Annotated in this window: 24 protein-coding genes; 7 read left to right on the forward strand and 17 right to left on the reverse strand. The window is 61.1% G+C overall.

Going from position 1 to position 26,156, the window contains the following annotated elements:
- Positions 1-207 precede the first annotated feature (207 nt).
- A complete protein-coding gene (asd, locus tag J9788_RS21430; protein WP_016930397.1) occupies positions 208-1,311 on the reverse strand; it encodes an aspartate-semialdehyde dehydrogenase in 1,104 nt (367 codons plus the stop codon).
- Between the two features lie 192 nt (positions 1,312-1,503).
- Between asd and J9788_RS21435 the strand changes: the two genes are divergently transcribed.
- Positions 1,504-2,097, forward strand: coding sequence for a YhgN family NAAT transporter (locus tag J9788_RS21435; RefSeq protein WP_182265704.1), 594 nt, complete (start codon positions 1,504-1,506; stop codon positions 2,095-2,097).
- Positions 2,098-2,127: 30 nt separating this feature from the next.
- Here the strand turns inward: J9788_RS21435 and gntK are convergent, their stop codons facing one another.
- From gntK to J9788_RS21455, 4 genes are all read right to left on the reverse strand, one after another.
- Complete coding sequence (gntK, locus tag J9788_RS21440) at positions 2,128-2,655, reverse strand: gluconokinase (protein ID WP_046687937.1); 528 nt, start codon at positions 2,653-2,655, stop codon at positions 2,128-2,130.
- Between the two features lie 101 nt (positions 2,656-2,756).
- Positions 2,757-4,073, reverse strand: coding sequence for a gluconate transporter (gene gntT / locus J9788_RS21445; RefSeq protein WP_004930830.1), 1,317 nt, complete (start codon positions 4,071-4,073; stop codon positions 2,757-2,759).
- Between the two features lie 340 nt (positions 4,074-4,413).
- The gene (gene gntR, locus J9788_RS21450; RefSeq protein WP_182265703.1) at positions 4,414-5,409 is read right to left on the reverse strand and encodes a gluconate operon transcriptional repressor GntR; all 996 of its coding nucleotides are present in this window, start codon (positions 5,407-5,409) and stop codon (positions 4,414-4,416) included.
- A gap of 294 nt (positions 5,410-5,703) precedes the next feature.
- Positions 5,704-6,399, reverse strand: a complete 696-nt coding sequence (locus J9788_RS21455; protein ID WP_033651758.1) for a pirin family protein — start codon at positions 6,397-6,399, stop codon at positions 5,704-5,706.
- A gap of 389 nt (positions 6,400-6,788) precedes the next feature.
- Here J9788_RS21455 and J9788_RS21460 point away from each other — a divergent pair, with 389 nt between their 5' ends.
- Both J9788_RS21460 and J9788_RS21465 read left to right on the forward strand, forming a co-directional pair.
- On the forward strand, positions 6,789-7,304 hold the full coding sequence (locus J9788_RS21460; RefSeq protein ID WP_046898688.1) for a GNAT family N-acetyltransferase: 516 nt from the start codon (positions 6,789-6,791) through the stop codon (positions 7,302-7,304).
- Positions 7,297-8,478 carry a P1 family peptidase gene (locus tag J9788_RS21465; RefSeq protein WP_182265702.1) on the forward strand — a complete coding sequence of 394 codons (1,182 nt, stop codon included), beginning with the start codon at positions 7,297-7,299 and terminating at the stop codon, positions 8,476-8,478. Before J9788_RS21460 ends, J9788_RS21465 begins: the two co-directional genes overlap by 8 nt.
- Positions 8,479-8,537: 59 nt before the next feature.
- Here the strand turns inward: J9788_RS21465 and iolE are convergent, their stop codons facing one another.
- Genes iolE through iolD form a run of 4 tightly spaced genes read right to left on the reverse strand, consistent with a single transcriptional unit; the run spans position 8,538 to position 13,414 of the window.
- Positions 8,538-9,434, reverse strand: a complete 897-nt coding sequence (gene iolE, locus J9788_RS21470; RefSeq protein WP_046898686.1) for a myo-inosose-2 dehydratase — start codon at positions 9,432-9,434, stop codon at positions 8,538-8,540.
- Positions 9,435-9,493: 59 nt separating this feature from the next.
- Complete coding sequence (locus J9788_RS21475; protein ID WP_046898685.1) at positions 9,494-10,378, reverse strand: sugar phosphate isomerase/epimerase family protein; 885 nt, start codon at positions 10,376-10,378, stop codon at positions 9,494-9,496.
- Between the two features lie 31 nt (positions 10,379-10,409).
- A complete protein-coding gene (locus tag J9788_RS21480) occupies positions 10,410-11,432 on the reverse strand; it encodes a Gfo/Idh/MocA family protein (protein WP_182265701.1) in 1,023 nt (340 codons plus the stop codon).
- A 41-nt stretch (positions 11,433-11,473) separates the two neighbouring features.
- Positions 11,474-13,414: a 3D-(3,5/4)-trihydroxycyclohexane-1,2-dione acylhydrolase (decyclizing) gene (iolD, locus tag J9788_RS21485; protein WP_182265700.1), complete on the reverse strand. Its 1,941-nt coding sequence runs from the start codon at positions 13,412-13,414 to the stop codon at positions 11,474-11,476.
- A 546-nt stretch (positions 13,415-13,960) separates the two neighbouring features.
- On the opposite strand from iolD, the gene iolC reads away from it, so the two are divergent.
- Together iolC and J9788_RS21495 are read left to right on the forward strand one after the other, a co-directional pair.
- Positions 13,961-15,892, forward strand: coding sequence for a 5-dehydro-2-deoxygluconokinase (iolC, locus tag J9788_RS21490; protein WP_182265699.1), 1,932 nt, complete (start codon positions 13,961-13,963; stop codon positions 15,890-15,892).
- A gap of 203 nt (positions 15,893-16,095) precedes the next feature.
- Positions 16,096-16,932 (forward strand): MurR/RpiR family transcriptional regulator, encoded by an 837-nt coding sequence (locus J9788_RS21495; RefSeq protein WP_004930856.1) that lies wholly within the window; start codon positions 16,096-16,098, stop codon positions 16,930-16,932.
- A gap of 41 nt (positions 16,933-16,973) precedes the next feature.
- Here J9788_RS21495 and J9788_RS21500 read toward each other — a convergent pair whose 3' ends face one another.
- The 4 genes from J9788_RS21500 to J9788_RS21515 form a co-directional block, all read right to left on the reverse strand.
- On the reverse strand, positions 16,974-17,312 hold the full coding sequence (locus J9788_RS21500; RefSeq protein WP_182265698.1) for a type II toxin-antitoxin system RelE/ParE family toxin: 339 nt from the start codon (positions 17,310-17,312) through the stop codon (positions 16,974-16,976).
- A gap of 14 nt (positions 17,313-17,326) precedes the next feature.
- Positions 17,327-17,596: a hypothetical protein gene (locus J9788_RS21505; protein ID WP_004930864.1), complete on the reverse strand. Its 270-nt coding sequence runs from the start codon at positions 17,594-17,596 to the stop codon at positions 17,327-17,329.
- A 174-nt stretch (positions 17,597-17,770) separates the two neighbouring features.
- Positions 17,771-18,592 carry a 5-deoxy-glucuronate isomerase gene (gene iolB / locus J9788_RS21510; protein ID WP_046898680.1) on the reverse strand — a complete coding sequence of 274 codons (822 nt, stop codon included), beginning with the start codon at positions 18,590-18,592 and terminating at the stop codon, positions 17,771-17,773.
- A gap of 77 nt (positions 18,593-18,669) precedes the next feature.
- Positions 18,670-20,175, reverse strand: a complete 1,506-nt coding sequence (locus J9788_RS21515; RefSeq protein WP_044030038.1) for a CoA-acylating methylmalonate-semialdehyde dehydrogenase — start codon at positions 20,173-20,175, stop codon at positions 18,670-18,672.
- A 556-nt stretch (positions 20,176-20,731) separates the two neighbouring features.
- Here J9788_RS21515 and J9788_RS21520 point away from each other — a divergent pair.
- Positions 20,732-22,174 carry a sugar porter family MFS transporter gene (locus J9788_RS21520; protein ID WP_046898679.1) on the forward strand — a complete coding sequence of 481 codons (1,443 nt, stop codon included), beginning with the start codon at positions 20,732-20,734 and terminating at the stop codon, positions 22,172-22,174.
- A gap of 31 nt (positions 22,175-22,205) precedes the next feature.
- Entirely contained in the window at positions 22,206-23,042 is an 837-nt protein-coding gene (locus tag J9788_RS21525; protein ID WP_182265697.1) for a TIM barrel protein, read from the forward strand.
- A 35-nt stretch (positions 23,043-23,077) separates the two neighbouring features.
- Here J9788_RS21525 and fetB read toward each other — a convergent pair whose 3' ends face one another.
- From fetB to J9788_RS21545, 4 genes are all read right to left on the reverse strand, one after another.
- Entirely contained in the window at positions 23,078-23,851 is a 774-nt protein-coding gene (fetB, locus tag J9788_RS21530) for an iron export ABC transporter permease subunit FetB (RefSeq protein WP_033645324.1), read from the reverse strand.
- Positions 23,838-24,515 carry an iron ABC transporter ATP-binding protein FetA gene (gene fetA / locus J9788_RS21535; protein WP_042785526.1) on the reverse strand — a complete coding sequence of 226 codons (678 nt, stop codon included), beginning with the start codon at positions 24,513-24,515 and terminating at the stop codon, positions 23,838-23,840. The genes fetB and fetA overlap by 14 nt, the downstream gene beginning before the upstream one ends.
- A 189-nt stretch (positions 24,516-24,704) precedes the next feature.
- A complete protein-coding gene (locus tag J9788_RS21540) occupies positions 24,705-24,992 on the reverse strand; it encodes a FaeA/PapI family transcriptional regulator (protein WP_033645326.1) in 288 nt (95 codons plus the stop codon).
- A 37-nt stretch (positions 24,993-25,029) separates the two neighbouring features.
- Complete coding sequence (locus tag J9788_RS21545; protein ID WP_182265696.1) at positions 25,030-26,139, reverse strand: FKBP-type peptidyl-prolyl cis-trans isomerase N-terminal domain-containing protein; 1,110 nt, start codon at positions 26,137-26,139, stop codon at positions 25,030-25,032.
- Positions 26,140-26,156: the final 17 nt, after the last annotated feature.

Raw genomic sequence — 26,156 nt, forward strand, 5'->3', positions numbered from 1 at the left:
GCTCGGCATTGGTGAGGAAAATTCTTCATTAAGAAAACTGCCAGCCTGACGGCATCTGCATGCGGCGGCCGACGAGAAGAGATGCGGGATACAGCCCAATGAAACGAGGCTTGCGATAACGCTGCCCGACGCGGCGCGCAGCGAACAAAAAAGCGGAAAATAAAGCGTTAGGGGGCTGAAAGCGCTCAGCCCCCAGGAAGTATGGGTTTACAGCAGGATACGCAGCATGCGGCGCAGCGGCTCGGCCGCGCCCCACAGCAGTTGGTCGCCCACGGTGAACGCCGACAGGTACTCCGGCCCCATATTCAGCTTGCGCAGACGGCCGACCGGCGTATTCAGCGTGCCGGTCACCGCCGCAGGCGTCAGTTCGCGCATGGTCAGCTCGCGGTCGTTGGGGATCACGCGCACCCAGTCGTTGTGCGTCGCCAGCATCTGCTCGATTTCCGGCAGCGACACGTCTTTTTTCAGTTTCAGGGTGAACGCCTGGCTGTGGCAGCGCAGCGCGCCGACGCGCACGCACAGACCGTCGACCGGGATCACGCTGCCGGTATTGAGGATCTTGTTGGTCTCCGCCTGGCCTTTCCACTCTTCGCGGCTCTGGCCGTTGTCGAGCTGCTTGTCGATCCACGGGATCAGGCTGCCGGCCAGCGGCACGCCGAAGTTGTCGGTCGGCAGTTTGCCGCTGCGGGTCGCCTCGGTCACCTTGCGCTCGATATCCAAAATGGCGGAGGCCGGATCCTGCAGCTCTTTCGCCACGTCGGCGTGCAGCATGCCCATTTGGGTCAGCAATTCGCGCATATGGCGCGCGCCGCCGCCGGAGGCAGCCTGGTAGGTGGCGACCGACGCCCACTCAACCAGATCGTTGGCAAACAGGCCGCCGAGGGACATCAGCATCAGGCTGACGGTGCAGTTGCCGCCGACGAAGGTTTTGATGCCTTTGTCCAGACCTTGCTGAATCACCGCGTGGTTGACCGGATCCAGGATGATGATGGCGTCATCCTGCATGCGCAGCGACGAGGCCGCGTCGATCCAGTAACCCTGCCAACCGCTGGCGCGCAGCTTAGGATAAACTTCGTTGGTATAATCGCCGCCCTGACAGGTAATAATGATATCGAGCGCGCTCAGGGCGTCGATGTCATAGGCATCCTGCAGCGTGCCCTGCTGGCCGCCGAAGGCCGGCGCGGCAGAACCGTGCTGCGAGGTGGAGAAAAAGACCGGGCGAATGGCGTCGAAATCGCGCTCTTCCGTCATGCGTTGCATGAGAACCGAGCCGACCATTCCGCGCCAACCGATGAAACCAACGTTTTTCATAATATCTGTGTCCCGCCCGGATAAGGGCTTATTAGGTGATAACGAGTTGTGTGCAATATCTCCTCACCTTACAAAATGTCGGCGCGGGCGCAAAGTGAATTTATTCGATGGCTGGGGATTTCTCAGCAATCCTTCTTATAGGCAAGGACGCGGCCGAAAAGGCCGAGGCGTTTTCCCGATCACGAGGTCAGCATGACAGAGATGATTTCCGCTACGGTATTGCTGTTTTTAATTATGGATCCGCTGGGCAACCTGCCGATTTTCATGTCGGTGCTCAAACACCTGGAACCGCGCCGCCGCCGCGTGGTGTTGATCCGCGAGCTGCTGATCGCCCTGCTGCTGATGCTGATCTTCCTGTTCGCCGGCGAGAAAATTCTGGCGTTCCTCAACCTGCGCACCGAAACCGTCTCCATTTCCGGCGGCATCATCCTGTTTCTGATCGCCATCAAGATGATTTTCCCCTCGCAGGAAGGAAACAGCTCCGGGCTGTCCGCCGGCGAGGAGCCGTTCCTGGTGCCGCTAGCGATCCCGCTGGTGGCCGGGCCGTCGATTTTGGCTGCATTGATGCTGCTGTCGCACCAGTATCCGCATCAGATGCCCCATCTGGTGGCGGCGCTGTTGATCGCCTGGGGCCTCTCTGCGGCCATTTTGCTGATGTCGAACCTGTTCCTGCGCCTGCTGGGCAGCAAAGGCGTCAGCGCGCTGGAGCGGTTGATGGGGCTGATTCTGGTGATGCTGTCGACCCAGATGTTCCTGGACGGCGTGCGGGCTTACATGAAGCTGTAGGCGCCTGGCGGCGCCGACAACGGCCCGCGCTCAGCGGGCGGTAACGCGGCGAATATAGGCGAGCGTATCGGCGACCACGCCGTCCAGCGGCTGGTTGATGTCGATCGCTTGCACATCCGGCTCCTGCTCGCCCGGCTCTTCCAACGTGGCGAACTGCGAAACCAGCATCTGCGGTTTGAAGAAGTGACCTTTGCGCTGCTTCAGACGCTCCTCGATCACCGCCTTGTCGCCTTTCAGGTAGAGGAAATGCAGGTTGCTATTCCCTTCGCGCAGGCGGTCGCGATAGCTTTTCTTCAGCGCCGAGCAGACCAGCAGCGACACGGGATTGGTGCGTTGCATGGCGAAGATGGCGTCGTTCAAGGCCGCCAGCCACGGCGCGCGATCGTTGTCGTCCAGCGCATGCCCGGCAGCCATCTTGTTGATGTTGGCGCGCGGATGCAGATAATCGCCGTCCAGCATGGCGGCATCGGCCTCGCGGGCGACGGCGCTGGCGACGGCGGATTTGCCGCTGCCGGACACGCCCATCAGGATAAATACGTGATTCTGCGGATTGCTCATTGTGTCATGCCCTTATGGGAACTGGCGCAAACGCGCCAAATGCGTCCCGACTGATAAAGATACTTTGGAACGCCGACGCCCCGCAGGGCGCCGGATAAAGATTATACGACCGTCGCCAGCAGCAGGCAGCCCACCAGGCCGCACACCGAGATGATGGTTTCCAGCACCGACCAGGATTTGATGGTTTCCATGATGCTCAGGTTGAAGTACTCCTTGAACAGCCAGAAACCCGGATCGTTGACGTGCGAGAAGATGACGCTGCCGGAACCGACCGCAATCACCATCAGCTCAGGGCTGACGCCGGTAGTGGCGATCAGCGGCGCCACGATGCCGCCGGCGGTGATTGCCGCCACGGTGGCGGAACCCAGCGCCAGACGCAGTGCGGCGGCGATCGACCAGGCCATCAGGATCGGCGAAACGTTGCTGCCTTCCATCAGACCGGCGATGTACTTCTCGACGCCGCTGTCCACCAGCACCTGCTTGAAGGCGCCGCCGCCGCCGATGATCAACAGCATCATGGCGATGATTTTAATCGAATCGGTGATGGTGCCCATCACTTCATCCATGGTGCGGCCGCGGTTCAGGCCGAAGGTGAAGATAGCGATCAGCACGGCGATCAGGGTCGCCATCACCGGGTCACCGAAGAACTCGGCGAAGCGCAGCAGGCTGTGGCCCTTCGGCAGCACCATTTCAGCGACCGCGCGCAGCGCCATCAGGATCACCGGCACCAGCGACGTGGCGACGCTGACGCCAAAGCTCGGCATCTCCGCATCGGTAAAGGTTTTCGGGTTGTACAGGCCTTCCGGCACCGGTTTGTCGATGCCTTTCAGGAAGCGGGCATAGACCGGGCCGGCCAGGATCACCGTCGGGATCGCCAGCAGCGTGCCGTACAGCAGGGTTTTACCCATGTCGGCATGGAAGATGGTGGCGATAGCGGTCGGGCCCGGGTGCGGCGGCAGGAAGCCGTGGGTCACCGACAGCGCGGCGGCCATCGGCACGCCGACGTACAGCAGCGGAATGCGCGCGGAGGCGGCGATGGTGAACACCAGCGGCAGCAACAGCACGAAGCCCACTTCGTAGAACAGCGCGAAGCCGACGGTGAAACCGGTCAGCACCACCGCCCATTGAATGTGTTTTCTGCCGAACTTGTCGATCAGCGTGGTGGCGATGCGCTGTGCGCCGCCGCAGTCCGCCAGCAGCTTGCCGAGCATGGCGCCGAAGCCCATGATCAGCGCCAGGCTGCCCAGCGTGCCGCCCACGCCGGCCTTGATGGAGCCGATGACCTTATCGACCGGCATCCCCTGTGCAATCCCGACCGCCAGAGCAACCAGAACCAGAGAGATAAAGCCGTTCAGCTTGAAGCGGATCATCAGCAGCAGCAGCAGCGCTACGCCGCCTGCAACAATCACTAATGGCATAGTTTTTCTCCAACCTTTTATCGCGACTCTCTTTACGATAGGCGTAAAGCGTGCGGTTGTTTTATTTTTAGGCTCTTTCCCGGTGTTAAAGAAGAGCTGTAGGTGTTGTTGATTCAGAGGTTCAGTCTTGCAGCAAGATGACCGCCCACTCGTTGTTACCGGTATCATGATACCGGTAACAACCTAACCCTCGGAACCGGGTAAGCGGCTAAAATTCGCGTTCTGGGACAGAGATCAAACTTATGTCGGCAACGAGCGGCGGGCTTACAGGCAGGATAACCAGCGCGCTTCAGGGCGCGCTGCAAAAAGAAAGGGTGTTAAAACAGAACGTTAAAATGGCTCAGATACTGCCGCCTGGGATCACGGTGAAACCGACGTCCACCATGCGCGGGCACACCGTTTCGCCGCGCAGCCGGGCCAGCAGGCGCTCGGCGCCGATCTGCCCCATGCGTTCGCGCGGGGTCAGCACGCTGGCCAGCTTCGGCACCATCACTTGACCGATGTCATGGCCGTGGAAACCGGCGATCGCCATGTCCTGCGGGATCGACAGCCCCTGTCGCTGGCACTCGAAGGCCGCGCCGATCGCCAGGTCATCGTTGGTGCAGAAGATACTGTCGATCTGCGGATAATCGCGCTGCGCCTGGCGCAGCAGCTCGCCGCCGGCGGAATAGGAGGAAGACCGCGCGGTCATGATGCTGTACGGCTCCAGGCCGGATTCACGCATCGCCTGCTCATACCCCTGTTGTTTGATGATGGTACGTTCATCCTGACGGGCGCCGAAGTAGACCACGTGACGGTGGCCGTGCGCGATGATTTGCTGCGTCATCTGGCGCGCCGCCTCGAAGTTGTTGAATCCCACCGCCAGATCGATGCACGGCGAGATGCAGTCCATCAGCTCTACCACCGGAATGCCCGCCACCTCGATCATCTTCAGGGTGCGCGGCGTGTGGTGGCGCTCGGACAGGATCAAACCGTCGATATTGTAAGACAGCAGCGAGGTCAGACGCTCTTCTTCACGCTCCGGCAGATAGCCGTAGTGCGCCAGCATGGTCTGGTAGTTGTGCGCGTCGGTCACGCTTTCGATGCCGCGCAGCACTTCGGCGAACACCTGGTTGGTCAGCGACGGCAACAGCACGCCAATCGCCCGGCTGGTGGCGTTGGAGAGAATGTCCGGCGCGCGGTTGGGGATGTAGCCCAGCTCATCCAGCGCGACGGCGATTTTTTGCTGCAGGGCGGCGGAAACCTGGTCGGGATTGCGCAGATAACGGCTCACCGTCATCTTGGTCACGCCCACCTTGTCCGCCACATCCTGGAGTACCGGCCGTTTTTTCTTCATTATCAATGAACTGACTAACCGTGAATGGGCAGTCATTTTAGCAAAAAAAACGGCGCGCCGATATTGTCGGTTATGCGACGGCCAACGCAAAAAGGGCTCACACCGTGAGCCCTTCATACGCAGACAAAGGGGGAAAAAGCATGATTTCTCCCCCTTTGTGACGATCAGCCGAAAATCAATAAATTGATTTTCCTTGTTTTTATATGTTTTGCCGGCGTTAAGTCAGGCAACGTCGGCAGGCGAATCACTCACCTCAAGGGCCCACACCGTGAGCCCTTGATATTTACCGCTTAATCACACTGGCGGCAGATCGAACAGCAGAATTTCGCTCTCTTCGTCGGCCTGAATCGTCAGCGCCGATTCATCCCACACCGCAAACGCGTCGCTGATGCCGGCGGCCTGGCCATTGACCGAGACCTTGCCGCGCACCACCTGGATCCAAATGCGGCGGCCGGCGTCGATCGCGTATTCTGCCTGCTCACCTTTATTCAGCGCCCAACGCGACAGCGTCATGTCCTGGAACACTTTCAGCGAGCCGTCACGCGCATCCGGCGACAGCACCAGCTGACGGCCCTGCGGCGCGTCGAACATGCGCTGTTCGTAGCGCGGCTCCAGCCCGACCTGATCCGGGATGATCCAAATCTGGTACAGGTGCAACGGACGATCCTGATTGGCGTTGTACTCGGAGTGACGCACGCCGGTGCCCGCACTCATGATCTGGAATTCGCCGGCCTGGATCTGCTCCTTGTTGCCCATGCTGTCCTGGTGTTCCACCGTGCCGCTCAGCACGTAGGTCAGGATTTCCATGTCTTTATGCGGGTGAGTACCGAACCCCTGCCCTGCGTCGATCACATCTTCGTTGATCACCCGCAGCGCCGAGAACCCCATAAAGTTCGGATCGTAGTAATCGGCAAATGAGAAGGTGTGCCAGCTATCCAGCCAGCCATGATTGGCGTGGCCGCGGTCTTCCGCTTTACGTACATAAATCATATTCAACTCTCCTCAATGTTTTTTTACAGTCTAGTCCTGCCAGCAGAATAAGAAAGCGTAAAAAACTCATGCCTCTGTTCAAAAATTTCGATGAAATGAAACGGCGGATAGGCAGCGGATTTGTTGAAGGCGGAAACGGCTGAAAAATGGCAAAAAAAAAGCCAGCACCCGAGCTGGCTAAGTAAACACTGGAAGCAATGTGAGCAATGTCGTGCCTTCGCAGCGAGAGTATCAAGGGTTGATGCCCTCCCCGGAACGCATCGCAATAATAATCATTATCATTCGCACCTGTAAAGCGTTTTTTTTGACCCGTTTAAATAATATTGACTCAATGCAGTAAACGGATAAATTCAGAGGTTATTCAACCGGTAAGCGACAGGAGCAGCGAGATGAGCGAGATCGTGATACGCCACGTGGAAACAACGGATGCGCAGGCCCTGCATCATCTTTATTCTCAGACGCCCGTCTACCGCGATACGCTGCAGCTCCCGCTACCGTCCGTCGAGTCCTGGCAGAAGCGCCTCGCCAATCCCGAACCGGGCACGCATAACCTGGCCGCCATCATCGACGGGCAGCTTGCCGGCCAGTTGGTTGTGATGCTGAATCAGCGCGTTCGCCGCCGCCACGTCGCCACCTTCGGCATCGGCGTCGATCCGCGCTACCACGGCAAAGGCGTCGGCAGCCGCCTGATGCAGGCGATGATCGACCTGTGCGACAACTGGGCGGCCATCGAGCGCATCGAACTGACGGTGTTCACCGATAATCCGGCGGCCATCGCGCTGTACCGCAAATTCGGCTTCGAGATAGAGGGCACCAGCCGCGCCTATGCCATGCGCGACGGCGTGCTGGTCGATGCCTACCATATGGCGCGTCTGCGCTCCGGGCAGCCACGCGCAGATGCGTGATCTCATCCCCCCGCAGGGGCCACTGCGCCGGCCCCTTAACATCAATCGCCGAACCTTTTTACAAGCGCTGGCCGGCCTGACCGCCGCCGCCGGCATGTTCTCTCCCCTCACCCCATTAGGTGCCGCTATGCCAACTTCCGCCACCGGGCGCCCTGGTGCCCGCAACCTGATTACCGATGTGCCGGGCCTGAAGGTCGGCGTGGCGCAAGACAGCCGGGTGCGCACCGGCGCGACGGTGCTCCTGCCGGACAGCCCGGCGATTGCCGCCGTGGACGTGCGCGGCGGCGGCCCCGCCACCCGGGAAACCGATGCCCTGGGCGAAGACAATCTGGTGCAAACCATCGATGCGCTGACGTTCAGCGGCGGTTCAGTTTACGGCCTGGCGGCGGCGGACGGCGTCGCGGCCTGGCTGGGGCAACAGGGCCGAGGCTACGCGCTGCGCCCAGCGCCCGGCGTGCCGGTCTCCCCGATCGTGCCCACCGCCTGCCTGTACGATCTGGCCAACGGCGGTGACAAAAACTGGCAGCTCACGCCGCCGTATCGCCAGTTGGGTATCGACGCGGTCGGCAAGGCTGGATTGGACTTTCCGCTGGGCACCGTCGGCGCCGGCTACGGCGCCATGACCGGCATGGGCAAGCTGAAAGGCGGCCTCGGTTCGGCGTCTATCGTCGCCGCCAACGGCGCTACCGTCGGCGCGCTGGTGGCGGTGAACAGCCTGGGAGCGGTGGTGGCGCCCGGCACCCGCGCCTTTTGGGCGACGCCCTATGAAATTGACGGTGAATTCGGCAACGGCGGCGCGGCGGCGCTGGCGCAACTGCGCGCTCAGGGCGAAGACTGGATGGTGCAAGAGCCGCAGGGCGGCAGAAAGAACACCACCCTGGCCTGCATCGCCACCGATCTGGCGCTGACGCGCGTGGAGTTGAAACGGGTGGCCATCATGGCGCAAGACGGCATGGCGCGCGCTATTCGCCCGCTGCACAGCCCGTTTGACGGCGACGTGGTGTTCGCCCTGTCCACCGGGCAGCGCGAGGTACAGGGCAGCCGCGAACTGGCGGTGCTGCAGATCGGCGCGCTGGCTGCGGACACCCTGGCCCGGGCGATCGCCCGTGGCGTATACGCCGCCACGCCGTGGCCGGGCAGCCAGGTTGCCACCTGGCGAACGCTCGGCGGCTAACGCGCCGCCATCAAAAAGGGGCGCTGGCAGCGCCCCTCGAGTTTTATTGCCCTTACCGCTTAAATGCCGGCGGCTTCCCGAATATAGCGGCGCGCTTTCACCGCATACTCGAACGGGTTGGCCAGCGCCGGATCCTGCTCGGCCTCCACCACCATCCATCCCTTGTAACCGCGCTCGTCCAGCAGCTTGAACACCGGCCTGAAGTCGATCACGCCATCACCCGGCACGGTGAAGGTGCCCTTCTTCACGCCGTCGAGGAAGCTCAGCTTGTTGGCCTTCACTTCCGCCACCACCTCATCGCGCACGTCCTTCAGATGGACGTGGTTGATGCGCGGCAGATACTTCTCCAGGATCGCCATCATCGCCTGCTGGCTGCCTTCCGAATAGTAGGCGTGGCCGGTATCGAACAGCAGGTAGACGTCGTCGTTGACCATGCTCATGTAGCGATCGATTTCGGCGGTGGTCTGAATGCCGGTGCCCATGTGGTGGTGCAGACACACCTGCATGCCTTTGCCGGCGGCGATCTTCGCCAGCTCGTTGTAACCGTCGGCCACCCGCCGCCACTCTTCATCGCTGAAGTACGGCTTCTCTTCGAACACGCCTTTGGTGGTGCCCTGAATGCTCTTGCTCTGCTCGGAACAGCCGATCACCCTGGCACCCATGGCATGCAGGAAATTCATGTGGTTGATAAATTCATCGATGGTCTTGTCTTTCTGACCATCGGCGAAAAAGGTGCTGAACCAGGCGTTGCAGATCTGGATGCCGCGAATATCCAGCATCGGCTTCAGTACCGCTGGATCGCGCGGATATTTGCTGCCCACTTCGCTGCCGGTGAAGCCGGCCAGCGCCATTTCGCTGACGCACTGCTGAAAGGTGTTTTCCTTGCCCAGATCGGGCATGTCGTCGTTGGTCCAGCCGATCGGCGCAATGGCCAATTTCACGTTGTCTTTATTCATGGTCTGCCTCGGTCCTTGGAGGGCCGCCGGTGCAAACGCCGCCGGCGAGCCGAATAAGATTAGTTGCCCAACAGCTCTCTTTCGATGCGCTCTCGGGTCGCCACCGCCTGGTTCGGCATCTTTTCCGGATAGCCGAACAGCGAGGTGCAGATGATCGATTCGCCGCCAACCTTGAAGCTGCGGTTGGCGAATTCCATGTCGCGCAGCGTCTGGAACAGGGCGTCGAAATTCACCTCGCCTTCGCCGATGCCGACATGCTGGTGCACCGCAGCGTCAACGCCCGGCGGGTTGACGATATAGCGGCAGTGCTTGGTGTGGTTCATGGTGTCGGCGATCAGCACGTGGGAAAGATCGTCCCCGGCGTACTTCAGCATGCCGGCCACGTCGCCCTGCCCCTTGTCGTAGTAGAAGGTGTGCGGCACGCTGTAGAGGTATTTGACGTGGTCGCTGCGCAGCGATTTCACCAGATCGGCAGTTTCGTTGCTCAGCTCGCAGAAGTCCCACGGGTGCGACTGGATCTCCATACGGATGCCCTCACGCTCGACGATCGGCAGCAGCTCCTCCATCGAGCGATACCACAGCTCCTCGCAGATCTCCGGCTCGTTGGGGTTACCGGCCAGTTCGGTGTTGATCACCTGCACACCCATCTCCACCGCGATTTCGATCATCCGTCGCCAGTTTTTGACCGCCGCCTGGCGGCGATCTTCCCCCGGCCCGGACCAGCGATACACCACGATAAATGAGGAGATCTCCACGCCGGTCGCTTTCAGGGCGTTTTTATACTCCGCCATGATTTCGCGGCTGGCCTTCGGATGCTTGTAAAACGGGTTGATCTGCGGGTGCGGCGACTGCTCGATGTACTTATAGCCCCAGTCCGCCACCTGCTGAACCATTTTGGTCACGCCCAAATCCCGGATAACGTCGACATCAAAAGCGATCTTCATGGTCACTCCTCTGCAATCGTGGGTACAGGGTTCAAGCCGATGGCTTGTTGTAAAACGCCGGGCGCGCCGGCAGGGTCACCGGTACGATCTCGCCGCTGAGCTGGGCCGCCACGCAGGCGTCGGCGGTCACGGCGGCGGCGTAGCCGTCCCAGGCGGAAGGCCCGGTCAGTTGGCCCGCGGCCACGTCGTTGATGAACCCCTGCAGCTCGACGTCATAGGCGTCGATAAAGCGATCCTTCCAGTCGGTCAGGATTTCGGTCGACAGGCGGGCGCCGCTGCGCAGCTGCACCGAGGACGGCTCCGGCAGTTTGGCGATGCCGGTTTCCCCCACCACTTCACACTGAATGTCGTAGCCGTACTGGCAGTTGACGAAAATCTCGACGTCGATGCGGGTGCCTTTGGCGGTTTCGAACAGCACAATCTGCGGATCTTTCAGATGCGGGAACGCCTTCGGGCTCTTGCGCGGGAACACCACCTGCACCGACACATAGTCGTCGTCGAGCAGCCAGCGCAGCACGTCGATTTCGTGGATCAGGGTGTCGGTGATCGCCATATCGGTGGTGTAAGCCTCGCCGACCGTCGGGTTGCGGTGCGCGCAGTGCAACATCAGCGGTTCGCCGATCTGGCCGCTGGCCAGCACCTGTTTCAGCGCGCGATAGCCCTGGTCATAGGGGCGCATAAAGCCGACCTGCACCAGCCGCTTGCCGTGCTTCGCTTCGGCATCGACGATGTTTTTGCAGCCCTGCGCGGTCACCGCCAGCGGTTTCTCGCAGAACACCGGTTTGCCGGCGGCGATAGCCGCCAGCACGAATTCTTCGTGACTCGGCCCCCAGGAGGTGACCAGCACCGCCTGCACGTCGGCGGCCTTGATCAGATCGTGGCCGCTGTCATACACCCGCGCATCCAGCTGCAGATCGTTCACCGCCTTGGCGGCGTTGTCGCGATTGATGTCGTTCACCGCCACGACGCGGGCGCCCTGCAAAACTTTGCTGCAGCGACGGATATGATCGCGGCCGATGGCACCGGTGCCGATAACCCCAATGTTCAAAGTCATTTTCGCTACCCTCTGGAAAGTGTGTTGTGTTCGAAAACGAATCAGTAATCGCGCGCCTTATCGATGTTTTCCTGCAGTTTGCGCGCCACTGCGACGATTTTCTCGCTGTCGGCCACCTGAGCGCCCCCCACGCGCCACCAGCTGAGGTACTTGTGCACCATGGTCTTCGGCAGCACTTTGATGTCGAGCAGCGTGGAAACGGTTTGCCTGCGGGCGTCGGCCAGCGCGTCGAGCAGCTGCTGCTCGGTGGTGACGCGATAGGTTTTGCACCCGTAAGCCGCCGCCAGCATGGCGAAATCGACCGGCACCAACTTGCCGTCGAGCTTGCCGCCCTGTGGATTGCGGAAGCGGAATTCGGTGGTGTAACTGTCCATGCCGTGTTCCATCTGCAGGTTGTTGATGCAGCCGTTAGTCATGTTGTCAAACAGCACCACGTTGATCTTGCAGCCTTCCTGAATCGAAGTGACCAGCTCGGAATGGAGCATCATGAAGGCGCCGTCGCCCACCATCGCGTACACCTCGCGCTGCGGCTCGGCCAGCTTGACCCCCAATGCGGCGTTCACCTCGTACCCCATGCAGGAGTAGCCGTATTCCACGTGGTAACCGTGCTCGCCATGGTTGTGCCACACCCGCTGCAGGTCGCCCGGCAGGCTGCCGGCGGCGGCCACAATCACGCTGTCCGGCGGCAGCTCGCGGTTCAGCACCCCCAGCACCCGGCTTTGCGTCATCGCCGAGTCGGTCTGAGCGATAAATTCGGCGAACACCCGTTCGCGATCGAGGTGATCGTCTATTTCCGGCACAAAGCCTGCGCCGCTGTATTCCACCGCGTAAACACGCTCGGTCTCTTCACGCTGGGCGCCGCGCGCCGCGGCGATGGCGTCGCCCCAGCCGGCGCGATAATCAGCCTGCGCCAGCAGCGCACCCAGTTCGCTCAGGCCCTCGCGGGCGTCCGCCAGCACCTGCACGCCGTCGAGCTTGCCGGCGTCAAAGGCGCTGACGTTGATATTGAGGAAGCTGACGTCCGGATGTTGGAACAGCCATTTGGACGAGGTGGTGAAATCGGTGTAACGGGTGCCGACGCCAATCACCAGATCGGCCTGTCGAGCCAGCGTGTTGGCCGCCAGGCAGCCGGTTTCGCCGATGCCGCCGAGGTTAAATTCATGATCGCTCGGCACCGCGCCTTTGCCGGCCTGGGTCTCGGCGAACGGAATGCCGAAGCGCTCGGCGAATTCGCGCAGCGCCCGCCCGGCCTGCGAGTACTTCACGCCGCCGCCGCACACCAGCAGCGGTTTGCGTTTGGCCGTCAGCAGCGCCAAGGCGTCCGCCAACATGCCATCGGTCGCCGGGCGGCGATCGAGCCGGTGCACGCGTTTTTGGAAGAAATAGTCGGGGTAGTCGTAGGCTTCCCCCTGCACGTCCTGCGGCAGACACAGCGTCACCGCGCCGGTTTCCGCCGGATCGGTCAGCACGCGCATCGCGTTGATGCAGGCGCTCATCAGCTGTTCCGGCCGCACGATGCGGTCCCAGTACTTGCTCACCGCGCGGAACGCGTCGTTGGTGCTGATGCTGAGATCGTAAGACTGTTCGATTTGCTGCAGCACCGGATCCGGCTGGCGGGAAGCGTAAACGTCGCCCGGCAGCAGCAATAAAGGGATGCGGTTGGCGGTGGCGGTAGCCGCGGCGGTGATCATATTGGCGGCGCCGGGGCCGACCGAGGAGGTACAGGCGTAAATCTGCCGGCGCAATTTCTGCTTGGCGAAGCCGATCGCCGCGTGAGCCATCCCCTGTTCGTTACGGCCCTGGTGTACCCGCAGATCGCCACTATCCTGTTCCAGCGCTTGCCCCAGCCCCAGTACGTTGCCGTGGCCGAAAATCGCGAAAATGCCCGCGACGAATTTGGTTTCCACCCCGTCGGCCAGCAGATACTGGTTATCGAGAAATCTGACGAGCGCCTGCGCCATGGTTAGCCTGATCTTGCCCATTTACTCACCCTTTAGATTGAGGGCCGCCCCGGAAAGGGCTCGCGCCGAGCCGACAATCCCGTGTTTGTGTTACGCGGCGGCAGCTATTATCTTGAGCAGGCGATGCCCGCTGCTCACGAAGTCGACAACCTGAAACGTGAAGCGATTATAAACAAATATATTTTTCATAAAATCACATTACAGAAGAAACATTTCATTTTGCGATAAAGATCGCATATTAGATGAAAAGCCCGTTTCATCTCGTGGTTTGGCCTTTACCGACTTAGCGCCGCGCACCGGCCGGGGACCCCCATCAGCACGCAGGGCGACCCTCTTTCATCCTGCCCCGGCGCCTCTTTGCCGCACGCCCTCCGCCACCCTCTCATGGCGACTTAATCCGCTTTTTCCGCTCCTCCGTCGATGTTTTAAACGCATCACATTTTTGGGGTGTAAATTTCATTCCATATTGAAATTGAAATTTTCATTCCCCATACTGTTCCCATGCTTCCTGCAAGGCGCCACGCTCGGGCCGCCGCCGGAGTTTTGCTTAAACAGAAGGAAACGGGTATGGCTACACAAGAAAAACAGCTTGATGTCATTTGTCTCGGGCGCATCGCCGTCGATTTCTATGCTCAGCAGATCGGCGCGCGTCTGGAAGACGCCGGCACATTCGCCAAATACCTCGGCGGCTCTTCCGGCAATGTGGCCTACGGCACCGCCATTCAGGGGTTGAAATCCGGCATGCTGGCCCGCGTCGGCGATGAACACATGGGCCGCTTTCTGCGCGAAGAGCTGCAGCGCGTCGGGGCCGATACCCGCTGTCTGATCACCGACAAACATCGGTTAACCGGCCTGGTGATCCTCGGCATCAAGGATCAGGAAACCTTCCCGCTGATCTTCTACCGTGAAAACTGCGCGGACATGGCGCTGACGCCGGACGACATCGACGAATCCTACATCGCCAGCGCGCGCGCGCTGGCCATCACCGGCACGCACCTGTCGCATCCGAACACCCGCGCCGCCGTGTTGAAGGCGCTGGAGTACGCGCGCCGCCACGGTTTGCGCACCGCGCTCGACATCGATTATCGCCCGGTACTGTGGGGGCTGACGTCGCTGGGCGACGGCGAAACCCGCTTTGTGGAATCGGCACAGGTGACCCGCGAGCTGCAGGAAGTGCTGCACCATTTCGATCTGATCGTCGGCACCGAAGAGGAATTTCATATCGCCGGCGGCAGCACCGATACGCTGACGGCGCTGAAAAACGTGCGCCGGACGACCGCGGCCACGCTGGTGTGCAAGCGCGGCGCGCAGGGCTGCTCGGTGTTCGAAGATGACATCGCCGACGACTGGGCGCAAGTGAAGCTGCACGCCGGCGTGCGGGTGGAGGTGCTGAACGTGCTGGGGGCCGGCGACGCGTTTATGTCCGGTCTGCTGCGCGGCTATCTGAACGATGAGGGTTGGGATCAGGCCTGCCGCTACGCCAACGCCTGCGGCGCATTGGTGGTCTCGCGCCACGGCTGCGCGCCGGCGATGCCGACCAAACGGGAGCTGGACGACTACCTGCAGCGAGAACAGCAGGTCACGCGCCCGGATCGCGACGCGCGCCTGAACCACCTGCACCGGGTGACCACCCGCAAGCAACAGTGGCCGGAACTGTGCGTGTTCGCCTTCGATCACCGCAAGCAGCTGGCGGACATGGCGCGCGAAGCCGGCGTCGGCGAGGAACGCATTCCGCGTCTGAAGACCCTGCTGCTCACCGCGGCGCGGCAGGCTGCCGCGCAGGCCGGGCTCAAAGGCAACAGCGGCATTCTGGCCGACACCACCTACGGGCAGGCGGCGCTGAACGAGATCACCGGCCAGGGATGGTGGATCGGCCGGCCGGTGGAGCTGCCCAGCTCGCGCCCGCTGCGCCTGGAGCACGGCAATATCGGCTCGCAACTGATCGACTGGCCGCAGGAGCACGTGGTGAAGTGCCTGGTGTTTTATCACCCGCACGACGCGGCGGAACTGCGCTGCGAACAGGATGCGCTGATCGCCGACGTCTACCGCGGCTGCTGCAAATCCGGCCATGAGTTGCTGCTGGAGGTGATCCTGCCGGATAGCAACGCCGACAAGGACGAGCGCTATTACCTGGAGATGATTGAACACTTCTACCACATGGGCATTCAGCCGGACTGGTGGAAACTGCCGCCGCTGAGCGCGGAAAACTGGCAGCGGGTCGGCGCGCTAATCGACGCCTGCGATCCCGACTGCCGCGGCGTGCTGATCCTGGGGCTCGACTCCCCGGAGGCGGTACTGAAGGCGGGCTTTGCCGCCGCCGCGGATGCGCGCTGGGTGAAAGGCTTCGCCGTCGGCCGCACCATTTTCGGCCAACCTTCGCGCCGCTGGCTACAGGGGGAAATCGACGACGCGGCCCTGATCGAGCAGGTGAAACAAAAATACCTGACGCTGATCGGTTTCTGGCGCCAGTACCGTCCGCAGACGGGCGGCGCGCACTGACAGCGACAGCAGGTTCACGTCCCCTTAAGGCCATTTCGCCGCTTTAAGGGGATTTTTTTGCCCATTTTCTGTGAAGTCGCGCAATGTGCGATCGAATAAATCGCTTTTTGAGGAAATGAAATTTCCGCTCCATCTGTTAAAATACCCTGTTAATATTTCAGGCGTCAGGCCAATGCGCCTTCACCCCACTGCGAGCCGAATGGATGAACAACCCAACTCAACTTTCGCTGTTACAGGACGAGATCCGCCACCGTTATGAAACGCTGAGCAAGCGTTTGAAGCAGGTGGCGCGCTACATTTTGGATAACAGTAACAGCATCGCTTTCGATACCGTTGCCTCCATCGCCGCACAGGCCAGCGTGCCGCCCTCCACGCTGATCCGTTTCGCCAACGCCTTCGGCTTCAGCGGCTTCAACGAAATGAAGCAGGTGTTCCGTCAGCATCTGATGGAAGAGACGGTGAACTATACCGAGCGCGCGCGCCTGTTCCGCCAAACCTCCACCGACGACAACGTCGCGCCGGAGAAACCGGCGGAAATCCTCAACGTGTTCACCATGGTCAACGCGCAGGCGCTGCAGCAGTTGGCGATGCAAATCGCCCCCGAGCAGTTGGATCGCGCCGTCGAGCTGCTCAATAACGCCGAAAACATTTACGTGATCGGCCTGCGCCGCTCGTTCAGCGTCGCTTCCTACCTCACTTATGCGCTGCGCCATCTGGAGCGCCGCGCGTTTCTGATCGACGGGCTGGGCGGCATGTTCACCGAACAGCTGAGCATGGTGAAACCGAAGGACGTGGTGATCGCCATCAGCTATTCGCCGTACGCCCGCGAGGCGGTGGAACTGGTGGAATTGGGCGCCAAGCGCGGCGCGCAACAGATCGCCATCACCGACAGCCAGGTCAGCCCGCTGGCCGCCTTCAGCGACGTCTGTTTCGTGGTGCGCGAAGCGCAGGTGGACGGGTTCCGTTCGCAGGTGGCCTCGATGTGCCTGGCGCAGACGCTGGCGGTCTCGCTGGCGCTGAATAACGCCCGGGACGAGTAAGGCAGTTGTGAACGCGCCCGACAGGCTCGGGCGCAGCGGGATTATTGCAGCAACAAATAGCGGTAGAGCGCGCTTTCCAGATCATGCTTCATGCTGATGAAAAGCAGAATCTCCACCGTTTGGCCGTCGTAGTCATAGATGACGCGGTATTCGCTGTCGGGATCCAATCGTTCGTGCAACCGCACTCCCATGCCCGCCAGCACGGCGTTGAAGCGGTAGCGGGCGGGATCGTCGGCAATTGCCGCGAGGGACGATAACAGCAGATTGTCCACGAACATCCCGGCTGCGGCGGCCCCTATCGTTCCGCTCTTATAAGACTCGATGTCTTTCAGGCTCCATTCCGCCGCCGGCGCGACGGTAAAACGTATTTCCTGGGGCATCCTGCACCTCGGGTCTATTTCCGCGCGTCACGCAGCCGCTGCAAGGTTTCTTCGGGCGACAGACCGCGCTGATTTTTAATCTCTTGCTTCGCCATCATAGTCAGTTTCAACAACGCGTTGGACTGGCGCTCGAGATTGCGTTCCCGAATTTCGGCCTCTCTCTCAGCCGCCGTTTGTACAAACAGCTCGGCAACACCATTTTTTGTGACGTAAACCCCGCCTTCAAACAGATCGGGCGAACCTAATCCTTCGCGCGCCGCTTTTTGAGACATGGTGGTTGTCATCGTTTTTCCTCCTGTGTACCGGCATTCTCACTGCATAACAGCGGTTCGTTAGATTCACTCAGCCAGAGAGCAATCGCGTGCGGACAGGTTATCATTTGAGCAAGAGAGAGGACAAATTTAGGTCAAATTTATACCCTGATAAAGAGAAAGCCCGGCAAGCCGGGCCTCAAGCGCTTATTGCGCGGCGGGGTAACCTTCGCCGTTAATCCAGGCGTGGTCTTTTTCCCAGGTGAACTTCCACTGCCGTACCGGCCCGGCCATCACGTTGAGATAATAGTTGTCGTAACCCGCCAGGGTCGCCACCGGGTGATAACCGCGCGGCACTTTCACCACGTCGCGATTGTAGACCGGCATGCACTCGTCGAGCGTGCGATCGTCGGTATAGACGCGCTGCATGCAGAATCCCTGCTCCGGCTGAATGCGGTGATAGTAGGTCTCTTCCAGATAGGTTTCGTCCGGCGAGTCTTCACGATCGTGCTTGTGGCTCGGGTAGGAACTGGTGTTGCCCTCGTCGGTGTAAACCTCCACCACCAGCAGACTGTCCGCCGGCTCGCTATCCGGCAGAATGTTGTGCACCAGCCGCTGGTTGCGCCCCTTGCCGCGCCGCTCCACGCCGATATCCGCCGGCGTGATCAGCCGTGAAGGCAGGTGGCCACCGCCGGGCGCGCTGCACACCGCCAGCTCCAGATCGGTTTCCGCCCGCACCTCGATGCGATCGTGGTGCGGCACATACACCGCGTAAGGCGGCGTACGTTCGAACGGGCTCATGCGTTTGCCGATGTGCGGGTATTCGGCGCGCCGCGTGGCGACGGAGGCGATACCGGCCACCAGCACCAGACACAGTTCCTTGTCGCCACATTCCAGCTGCAGCGACTGCCCGGCGGCCAGGCGGTAAACGTCAAAGCCGACATAGCGCCAACCGGCATTTTCCGGCGTCACGTGCTGGATGCGCCCCTCGGCGTTCGGCGTCTGACATTTGGCAAGCAGTGAAGACATTTCGATTCTCCTGTTAACTCGCAGTGCAAAGGCCGTTACCCCGAAAGAGCAACGGCCTGGCCTGAGTGTGAAAGCGCTTAGCCCAGCGTCGGCATGCTGAATTCGGACACCGTCTGCTGCCCGGCCGGCCAGCGCGCGGTGGCGGTCTTCATGCGCGTGTAGAAGCGCACGCCGTCAGTGCCGTGCACGTTCAGCGCGCCGAACACCGAGCGCTTCCAACCGCCGAAGCTGTGGAACGCCATCGGCACCGGCACCGGCACGTTGACGCCGACCATCCCGGCCTGTACTTCTTGCACGAACTGGCGCGCATAGTGGCCGCTGCCGGTAAAGATGGCGCTGCCGTTGCCAAACTCGTGGCCGTTGACCGTGTCGATGGCGGTGCGGTAGTCCGGCACCCGCACGATGCCCAGCACCGGCCCGAAGATCTCTTCGCGGTAGATGCGCATGTTCGGCTTCACATGGTCGAACAGCGTGCCGCCGACGTAGTAGCCTTCAGGATAGCCCGGCACCTGATAGTTGCGGCCGTCGGCCACCAGGGTGGCGCCTTCTTCCACGCCCAGATCGATGTAGCCCAGCACCTTTTTCTGGTGAGCGGACGACACCAGCGGCCCCATTTCATTCTCTTCGCCGCCCTGCTGCAAGCCCGGCCCGACGCGCAGCTGCGCGATCAGCGGCTTCAGTTTGGCGATCAGTTTATCGGCGGTGTCGTCACCAACCACCACGGCGATCGGCAACGCCATGCAGCGCTCGCCGGCAGAGCCGAACGCGCCGCCCATCAGCGCGTTGACCGTGGCGTCCAGATCGGCGTCCGGCATGACGATCGCCTGGTTCTTCGCCGCGCCGAAGGCCTGCACCCGCTTGCCGTGCGCGCTGGCGGTGGTATAAATATGTTCCGCCACGGTGGAGGAGCCGACGAAGCTCACCGCCTGAATGCGCGGATCGGTACACAGCTGCGCCGCATCTTCATTGGCGCAGTGCACCACGTTGAACACGCCGTCCGGCAAACCGGCTTCTTTCAACAGTTCCGCCAGGCGCACCGAGGCCGAAGGCACCAGCGCCGGCGGCTTGAGGACGAAGGTGTTGCCGCAGGCCAGCGCGATGGGGAACATCCACATCGGCACCATCGCCGGGAAGTTGAACGGGGTAATGCCCGCCACCACGCCCAGCGGCTGCATCAGCGAGAAGCTGTCGACGCCGCTGCCGACGTCCGGCGAGTACTCGCCCTTGATCAGATGCGGGATGCCGCAGGCGAATTCGACCACTTCCATGCCGCGCGTCAGTTCGCCCAGCGCATCCGAATACACTTTGCCGTGCTCGCTGACGATAAGCTCGGCCAGCTCGTCGCGGTGCTGTTCCAGCAGCGCCTTGAAATTGAACATGATGCGCGCGCGGCGCAGCGGCGTGGTGCGCGACCAGTCTGCGAACGCCCGATGGGCCACGTCGATGGCCTGCTTGACTTCGGCGGCGGTGCTCTGCGTGACGCGCCGCTCAACCTGCCCGCTGGCCGGGTTGTGCACGTCAACGGTTTGATTGCTGCTGCTCAGGCACACCTGCCCGTCAATAAAGTTACCCACGGTTTTCATGTCACGCCCTCTTTTCAAGTCCGCTGTCGCCTGGCCACACCCAGGCGGCGCGGCGTTAATCGTCCCGCTCGCCAAACCCCGTCGGCAAGCCGGCTACATCCTGACCGGATGCAGCAAACTCTATTTCATTGAAAAAAAAGTTTCAAATAAATTGTTTTGAAAAATTTGTTTTTAGTGCGTGAGGTCGCAATTTTGCGGTGTCGATCGGGTTGGCGCTTTCATTACCGCGCCAGTCAAAGCGCGGTTTCGCAGGAGAGTCCATCGCTAATGCACACTGACTTTGCTACAGAAAATCCGCACTGCGCCTGACCTGCCGCCGTTACCGCCTCCCTCCGAGCGCCCAAGGCGCCCGGATCGCTCGCGACGGTTTTTTTTGAACTGGATCTAAAAATCAATATTCCATTATTCACTAATTATGAAATAAATGTTCTTGTTTGTTCCAGCATTTATCGACGACATCGCCTTGATGACAGGCACGGTTCACACCCTTCCGCTCGCCCTCTTCCCGACACCCCAACCGTGCGGACGGAAGCCAGGATAAAAATCGGAGCAACACATGTCATATCAGCGTAAGCACAATACCGGTTACATATTGCGAATTTGCGGCATCGCCGCCCTGGGCGGCATTCTGTTCGGCTACGACACCGCCGTGATCTCCGGCGCGATCGAAGCGTTGAAAACCTATTTCAATCTCAGCCCGGCCGAAACCGGTTGGGCGGTCTCCAACGTGGTGATCGGCTGCGTGATCGGCGCCTTCGCCGCCGGGCCGCTGGCGGCGCGCTGGGGCCGTAAAAAGGCGCTGATGCTGGCGGCGCTGCTGTTCACCGTTTCCGCCGTCGGCGCCGCATTGGCCCCGACCTTCACCTGGTTCGTCATTTACCGCATCATCGGCGGGCTGGCGGTCGGCATCGCCGCCACCGTGTCGCCGATGTACATGTCGGAAGTGTCGCCAAAAGACATGCGCGGGCGGGCGCTCAGCATGCAGCAGTTCGCCATCGTCTTCGGTCAGATCGTGATTTTCTACGTCAACTTCAAAATCGCCAGCCTCGCCAGCGAAGCCTGGCTGGTGGAAATGGGCTGGCGCTGGATGTTCGCCTCGGGCGTGATCCCCTGCATTCTGTTCTGCATCCTGGTGTTCGTCATTCCTGAATCGCCGCGCTGGAACGTGATGATGGGCCGCGACGATCAGGCGCTGGCGATGTTGACCAAGGTCTCCAACGCCGCCCACGCGCAGAATCTGCTGAAAGAAATCAAAGACTCGCTGCAGCAGGATCAACAGCAGCAGCACCGGAAGCTGAACTACGGCGATGTACGGGTGCGGTTCATCCTATTCGTCGGCTGTATGATCGCCATGTTGCAGCAGGTCACCGGCGTCAACGTAATGATGTACTACGCGCCAGTGGTGCTGAAAACCGTTACCGAAAACGCGCAGGAAGCGCTGTTCCAGACCATCTGGATCGGCGTGCTGCAGCTGGTCGGTTCGGTCATCGGCGCCATGCTGATGGATCGCATGGGCCGCATTCCGCTGATGCGTTACGGCACGCTGGGCGCCATCGCCGGCCTGCTGCTCACCTCGTACGCGCTCTACACCCAGGCCACCGGCTATTTCGCGCTGTTCGGCATGCTGTTCTTCATGGTGTTTTATGCGCTCTCCTGGGGCGTCGGCGCCTGGGTGCTGGTGTCGGAGATCTTCCCGAACCGCATGCGCGCGCAGGGGATGAGCATCGCCGTCGGCTGCATGTGGGTCGCCAACTTCGCGGTGTCGCAGTCATTCCCGATGATCAACGATCACCCTTACCTGTTCTCGCATTTCCACGGCGCCTTCCCGATGTGGATCTTCGCCGCCTGTTGCCTGTTCAGCTACTGGTTTATCGGCCGCTATATTCCGGAAACCAAAGGCGTCTCGCTGGAAAAAATGGAGCAGGTGGTGTTGGCCAAACGCCACCGCCACCCGTTGCCCGACGGCAAGCCGCTGCCGCTGGAAAACGGCAAATCCTGATCTCTCACCCTGACCGCTGGAGCCATGCCCCATGAACATTGCGCTGGACCGTTTCTGCATTAACCGCAAGATCTCGCCGAATCTCGATCTGGACCGTTTTTTCCGCCTGGTGAAACGCTGCGGGCTCAGCAAGGTTGAGCTGCGCAACGACATGCCCAGCGGCAAGGTGACCGACGATCTGAGCGACGCGCAGCTCAACGCGCTCGCCGCGCAATACGGCATCGAGATCGTCACGATCAACGCCCTCGGCAGGTTCAATCTGATGAATGACCCGGCGGCGCTGCAGCAGCGCGCCGAAGCGATGCTGACCCAGGCGCAGGCCATCCGCAGCCGGGCGCTGGTGCTGTGCCCGCACTGCAGCGCCGACGACACGCGCAGCGAGCAGCAAAAACGCGACGACACCCTCGCGGCGTTGCGGCTGCTGACGCCGCTGTTTACCCGCTATGGCGTTCAGGGATACGTCGAACCGCTGGGCTTCGGCATCAGCTCGCTGCGATCGTCGCTGTTGACCCAGGCGATCATCCGCGACTCGGGCGCGCCGTACCGCATTGTGCTCGATACGTTCCACCACTATCTGAGCGGCGTGACGCAGGCCGACTTCGACGCGCAGATCCAGGTGGCGCAGATCGGCCTGGTGCATCTGTCCGGCGTGGAGGACGGGCGGGATAAAAGCGCGCTGAGCGACGAAGAGCGCATCATGCTGAGCGAGGGCGATCGGCTGGAGAGCCGCCGCCAGGTGCAGAACCTGGAACGCCTGGGCTACACCGGCGTCTATGCCTTCGAACCCTTCTCTTCACAGCTGGACCGCTGGAGCGAGGCGGATATCGAACGGGAAATCCGCCAGAGCATCGCCCTGCTGCAAGAGTAAAAAAACGGCCTCCGCGGAGGCCGTTTTTCATGGCGTTACTTCAGGTTGCCGACCACCAGCTGATGGCGCTCGTTGTAAAACTTACGGTAGGCCAGATAGCAGGCGATGATGGTCGACAGGCTGGCGGTGGAAAGCAGCATGAAGGTCACCATAATCTGATATTTGATCGCTTTCACCGGATCGATGCCGGCGAAGATCAGCCCGGACATCATGCCCGGCAGGCTGACCAGCCCAACGGTTTTCGCCGAGTCGACGGTCGGGATCAGCGAAGCGCGGATGCTGTCGCGGATCAGCGCCGCCGACGCGAACTTGGGCGTCGCCCCCAGACTGAGCATCTCCTGAATCTTCTGCTGCTCGCTTTTGAAACGCTGACCGAGGTTGGTGTAGCACAGCCCCACCGCCACCATGGCGTTACCGGCGATCATCCCGGAGATGGGGATCACCTGCATCGGCGTAAATTCGATGGAGCCGGTCAATACCAGCACCGCCAGCGTCAGCACCGCGCCGGTGGTGATGGCGATAAACGACGTCACGAACGCGTGTTCGACGTACTTGCTGCGTTTCTTGGCGTTGTAGGCCGCGTTAAAGCAGATGAACAGCACCATCAACACGGTAAGAACGGCGTTATCCAGGTCGAAAATATACTTCAGCACGTAGCCGACGATGATCAGCTGCACCACCGCGCGGCAGATGCTCCAGATGATGTCCTTTTCCAGCGCCAGCTTTTCCCGGTGACTGATCAGGATGGCGACCACCACCAGCACCATCGACAAGCCCAAGGATTCGTTGGTGATATTATGCTGATTCATGCTGTTGCTCCTGTTGCTCGGCGCCGTGCGCGCGCAGGGTGATCACCTCGTCCGCATGCGCTATCTCTTCGGTATCGTGCGTCACCCACAGCACCGCCAGCCGGTGTTCCGCCACCAGCTGATGTACGATTTCGTTGACGTTGCGCTTATTTTCCTCGTCCAACGCGCTGGTGATCTCATCGAGCAACAGCACCCGCGGCATAAACTGCAGGTTACGGATCAAAGACACCCGCTGCTTCTCCCCGCCAGACAGTTCATTGATGCTTTTCGTCAGCATCGCCTCCGGCAGGCCGAAACGCGCCAGATCGGCCTTCATTTTTCGCTCGGCCGGCGGTTCCTGGCGGATCTGGTACGGCAGCGCCAGATTGTCGTAAACCGTATTGCCGAACAGCGCCGGCGTCTGGAAGCAATAAGAGACCTGCTTGCGATACGCCTCCGGCGACATCTCGTCGATCGCCTGGCCGTCAAAATAGAGGCTTCCGCTGGTCGGATTCATTAAGGAAGAGATGATTTTTAGCAGCGTGCTTTTTCCGCAGCCGGAAGGCCCGGTGATCAGTTTGAACTCGCCCTCACCCAACGTGAAAGAGACGGAGTCCAGGATCACCTGGCGGTCTATTTGATAATGAATATCATCCAATCTCAGTATGTCTTTCTTTTCCTTCATTACGATGCCGGCTCCCTACACCTGTTCCCGTCTGAGCGATAAGTATATGGTCGCAAAAAACATCTTAGCAATGCCTGCGCGGAGGGCGGAAAGCGGAGAGGAGGATTGGCGGAGCGAAACGCACCGCCAAATAATAAGATTAATTAATGTTTAGCTGTAAGATAGTCAAAAGCGACCGTCAGGGTCGAATCACTCTTTTTTTATCGCTGCCTGTTCGTCACAGCTGTACCAGCGTAGAGAATTGTTGATGCTGCGGTGGGTGCAGCGGACCTTGCCCTCCTTTTCCAGCGCCAGCAGCAGGGTCCGGGTGGTATAAATGTTTTCACCGCATTTATCCGCCAGCTCGCGGGTCTTCGGCCACTGCTCCGGCGGGGGATGATGGCCGCCGGAGCCTTCCACACGATCCCTGCACAATCCTTGCAACACATTCAGCATCAGCGATTTTCTGCTTTCAAACGTTTTCGGCGCCTTGGCCATAGCATTCCTCCTGAGTGGTTACTGCTGAGCTCCCCGCTCACGACTGCACGTCAGCGATGCGCAGGGTATAAATCATGGTGGCGTCCGGAGGGATCGCCGGCGGGCTGCCCTGCTTGCCGTACGCCAACGCCGGCGGCACCACCAGCGTGATCGAGCCGTGGCGCTGCAGCTTCTCGATAGCCGCGCGAAACAGCGGCGGATAGCGCGTCAATGGCTGCGAGATCACCGTTCCCGCCAGCTCCATGTCTTTGATCACCCGGCCGTCGGTCAGGCTTTCGCGCACCACGATATCCACCCGATCGTCGGCGCCGATCGCACCGCTGCCGGCATAGTCCACCCGGTAGTAGAAACCGAGCGCATCTTGCTTGACTCCCTCCTGGCGGGCGAAATCGGCCAGATAGGCCTTGCCGTCCGGAGGGGGAGCCTGTGTCTGTTGCGTCTGCTGCAAACGTTGCTGCGCCGTGCGCAGCGCGCTGTCGATGGCGGCCTCATCCAGCCGCAACCGCCCGGCCAGGGTATCGGCGATGCCCGCCAGCAAAAGCTGCCGATCCGCCTCCAGTCCCGCGCGCCGGTTCTCCTGTTGCAGATGCAAAATATCGCGCCCCAGCGATACGCCGGCGGCATACGCCTGCTTGTCCGCCTCGCTGGCCAGCACCGGGGCCTCAGCCGCCTGCCGCCGCTCAGCCAGCAAGGTGTCTACCCGCTGCCGTTGCTGTGCCAACTGCGCCGTCAAGCTTGCGCTGCGCTGTTCGGCCCGCGTGAGCGAAGCGGCCAGCGCGGTCACCTCAGGCAACGGCGCAACGGCCTGCCGCAACGCCTTCAGGGCATCGGCCAACGGCCGAATATCGATATCGGTCCGCTCGCTTTTCGGCGCCGCGGCGGCCTGCGCCGCCGCCAACTGGCGCTCCAGCTGACGGATTTTCTCCGCCTGCTGTTGCACAGAGTGCTTCAGAGAAGTTAAACGAGCGCCGTCTGCCCCCGCGACGGCGGCCGGTTTGGCGGCCGGTGCAGGCGCCGGTTTACGCGCGGTTTCCTCCTTGAGAGCGGCCGGCGGAGCCTGCCGCTGTTCGGCAAACTTCAACAGGGCGGGAATGCCGTCGTCAGCGGCGCAAACGGCACCGCTCAGCGCCAACAGCCAAAGCCCCATCACCCCTCTTTGCGCGC

The organism is Serratia sp. X10 (assembly GCF_017811775.1).
GTDB classification, from domain to species: Bacteria; Pseudomonadota; Gammaproteobacteria; order Enterobacterales; family Enterobacteriaceae; genus Serratia; species Serratia ureilytica.